Consider the following 3,552-nt stretch of genomic DNA (forward strand, 5'->3'; position numbering starts at 1 on the left):
CTGACCCGGGACCCCACCGGGCAGGTCGTCTTCACCCTCGACGACGACGTGGCCGTCCTGCCGCTCGCCGAGGGCGGTGAGGTCACCGTGTGGACCGACCGCGACCGCACGGCGGATCTGCGGGCCCGGCGCGGCATCGCGCTGCTGGCGAGCGACGGCGCCCCGGCGCAGGTCCGGTTCACCCTGCCGCTCACCGGGGACCACCCCGCGCCCGGCCCGATCGGGCTGCTCGTGGAGTTGGACGCGCCCGCCGCGTCCGCGCCGTCGTGGCTGCCCGGCGCGGTCGCCGACGTACCCTCTCCAGCCGAGCTGACCTGGTCCTGGTTCCGGCCGGGCACGGACACCTCCGGTGCGTATCAGAAGGTCGAGGACGGCACGGGCGGGCTCAGACGGTCCGGTGTGGTCCGGCTCCATCCCCCGGCCGACTGGTCCACGCGGGACACCGGGGTCCTGGTGTCCACCCCGGCCGCCACCTACGCGGCCCCGCCCCGCCTGCGCCAACTCGCCGTCAACGCCTCCGCCGCACGCCACTGCCGGCACCGCACCGTGAGCGGCGCCGACCTTCAGGACCAGATCGGCGCCTGGCTCCGGCTGCCCGGCCAGCATCTCGTCCTGCCGGACGCCGCCGACCGCCTCCTGGAGGCGACGCTGCGCCTGGCGGGCCAGGAGTGGTGGCCGGCACCGGACTTCACCTTCGGCTCCCCGGCCGACCGGATCTTCGTGCTCGACCGGGCCGAGGGCGCGCTGGTGTTCGGCGACGGACTCACCGGGCGCATCCCCCACCCGGATCCGGACGCGCACATCGACTATGTGACCGGCGGCGGCCGGATCGGCAACGGCGGCATGACCGGCAACTGGCTGCCGGCCCAGGACCTTCCGGGAGCGGTCTCGGCCGCCAACCTCGTACGGGCCGAAGGCGGCACCGACCCCGAGACCGTCACCGAGGCGCGCCGCCGTGCCGCAGCCTCCCTGGGGGAGGTGACCCGCTCGGTCACCGCCGAGGACTACGTCACGCTGGCGCGTACGACACCGGGCGTCGCCATCGCCCGTGCCTACCCGGCCGTCGGCGCGCACCCCGGCTTCCCGTGTGCCACGGTGCCCGGCGCGGTGACCGTCCATATCGTCCCGGCCGCGCCCCGGGACGACCTCACCCGCGAGGACTTCGTGGCCGCGCCGCTCCCCGACCCCGGCATGCTGCGCGCGGCCGCCGCCCACCTCGAACAGGCGCGGCTGCTCACCTCCGAGGTCTTCGTCCGCGCGCCCCGCTACCGCGAGGTGACGCTGCGCGTGACCCTGTCGGGCGACCCGGCGGACGTCACCCGCGTGTCCACCGCGCTCACCGCCGCGCTGCGCCGCTTCCTCGACCCGCTCGTGGGCGGTGAGGACCAGGACGGCTGGCCGTTCGGACAGCCGCTGCGGCCCTCGGCCCTGCTGCGGGCCGCACAGCGGGCGCTGGGCGACCTCGCGGACGTCGCCGCCGTGGCGATCGGCCTCGACGGGGTGGACCCGGACGGGACTTTCGAGGAGTGCGACGAGGTGCCGCTCGGCGCCGGGGAGCTTCCCGTCCTGCGCACGGTCCACACCCGGGTCGTGCCCGCCGTAGAACCGGGGGAGGGGCTGGCATGACCGGCGAGGTGTGGTGGGAGAGGGACGCACGGGAACGGGACCGCGAGGACGGGCGGATCGTGCCCGGCCCCGGCCCGACCGGCGTCCAGCCCGAACTGGTCGACGCGACCCGTGAGGCCGTACGCGCCGACGTCCGCGCCCGGATCGCGGGCTACACCCCGGACTGGACCGACCCCGACCGGCAGGACGCCGGTGTCGCCCTCGTCCGCCTCTTCGGCACCCAGGCCGAACCCGTGCTCGGCCGCGTCAACCGGCTGCCGGAGAAGGTGCTGGCCGAACACCTGGCGACGGCGGGCGTGCGGCGCCGCCCGGCCGGTGCGGCGGCGACGCTGTTGGAGTTCACCGTCAACCCGCCCGACGGCGCCTCGGTGCTCGTCCCCGCCGGGTTCCAGAGCGCCGCCTCGACCCCGGCGGGCCAGGTCGTCTACGAGACGGACCAGGACCTGTACGCCACCCCCGCCACCCTCGCCGATCTCGCCGTCCAGGAGGCCGGAACGATCCAGGCCCTGCCGCTGGGACCGGCCGGGCCCAGCCGTCCCTTCGAGCCCTTCGGCCGCGATCCGCGGCCCGGCAACGCGCTGTGGATCGGACTCGCCGGACCGGCCGCCCCCTACCCGCGGCTGTCGCTGGGCTTCGTGGTCCTCGCCGCTCCGCCCGCCCCCGCGGCCTCCGGCGGCACCGCGCCCCTGCCACTGCCGCCCGCGCCGCTGCTGCGCTGGGACGTGCTGGACGGCAGGCGGCTCGTCCCCGCCGAGCTGATGCGGGACTCCACGGCCGGGTTCGGCGCCAGTGGGACCGTCGAGCTGAGGGTCCCGCGGTCATGGCAGCCGGGCAGCCCCTCCGGCACCCGGCCCCGGCTGTGCTGGCTGCGTCTGCGGATCGCGCACGGCGCCTTCGCCGGACCCGCGCCCGTGCTGTCCGGGCTGCGGCTGAACGTGGTCGCCGCCACCGCCGCCCGCACCATCCGCGACGAGCCGCTGCGGCCCGTCCAGGATCCGGCGGCCACCGGGCTGCGGCGCATGAAGCTCAGCCAGGTGCCCATCCTCGCCGGAACGGTGGTCATCGAGGTGGACGACGACACGGGCGGCGATGTATTCGGCACCACGGCCGGCACATCGGCCGGAACCTCGTCCCGGTGGCGTGAGGTGGAGAGCCTGGCCGGGTACGGCGCCGACGACCGGGTGTTCACCGTGGACCACGAGAGCGGCGAGGTGACCTTCGGGGACGGCGTCAGCGGCGCGGCCGTCCCGCCCGGCTTCCGCAACGTCCGCGCCGTGCGCTACCGCGTGGGCGGCGGCAGCGCCGGGGCCGTAGCGGCGGGCGCGGTCAACGGGGTGGTGACCGCGCTGCCGTTCGTCACCGGCGTGAGCAACCCCTTCCCGGCCTCCGGCGGAACGGACGCCGAGCCCGACGCCCACGCCATGCGCCGCGGCGCCGGTGAACTGCGCGCCCGCGGCCGGGCCGTGGCCCCGGCCGACTACGGGCAGCTCGCCCCCCGCGCGCCCGGCGCCTCGGTGGCCCGGGCCCGGGGCGTGCCCGGTCTGCACCCCGACTTCGCCGGGGTGCCGATCCCGGGCGTGGTGGGCGTCCTCGTCGTACCGCCCGTAACTCCGGGCGGTGACCCGGACGAACCGCCGGTCGCCACCGCCGCGACCCTGAAGGCCGTCGCCGACTTCCTCTCGCGCGAGGCCGCCCCCGCCGGGGTCACGGTGGTCGCCGCCCCCGTGCCGTACCGCCGCGTCGGAGTGGAGGCCTGGGTGGCCCTCGACCCGGACCTCGACCGGGCCGCCGTCCTGGCCCGGGCCGGGGACGCGGTGCGCACCTACCTCGATCCGCTGCGCGGCGGGGAGGACGGCGCGGGCTGGCCCTTCGGCGGCGCGCTGCGCCACACGGCCCTGGTCCGGCGGCTCCTGGCGGTCGACGGGG

2 protein-coding genes are annotated in these 3,552 nt (G+C 77.1%); both read left to right on the forward strand.

Features of this window, described 5'->3' with window-relative positions; all coding sequences use genetic code 11:
* Window positions 1-1,626: baseplate J/gp47 family protein (locus GWI24_RS42070; protein ID WP_210951290.1), on the forward strand; the 1,626-nt coding region annotated here is incomplete at its 5' end.
* Window positions 1,623-3,552, forward strand: a 1,930-nt coding sequence (locus GWI24_RS42075; RefSeq protein ID WP_210951291.1) for a putative baseplate assembly protein, incomplete at its 3' end; no start/stop codon positions are given. The genes GWI24_RS42070 and GWI24_RS42075, both read left to right, overlap by 4 nt.

The organism is Streptomyces sp. MK37H (genome assembly GCF_018035285.1).
Lineage (GTDB): Bacteria > Actinomycetota > Actinomycetes > Streptomycetales > Streptomycetaceae > Streptomyces > Streptomyces endocoffeicus.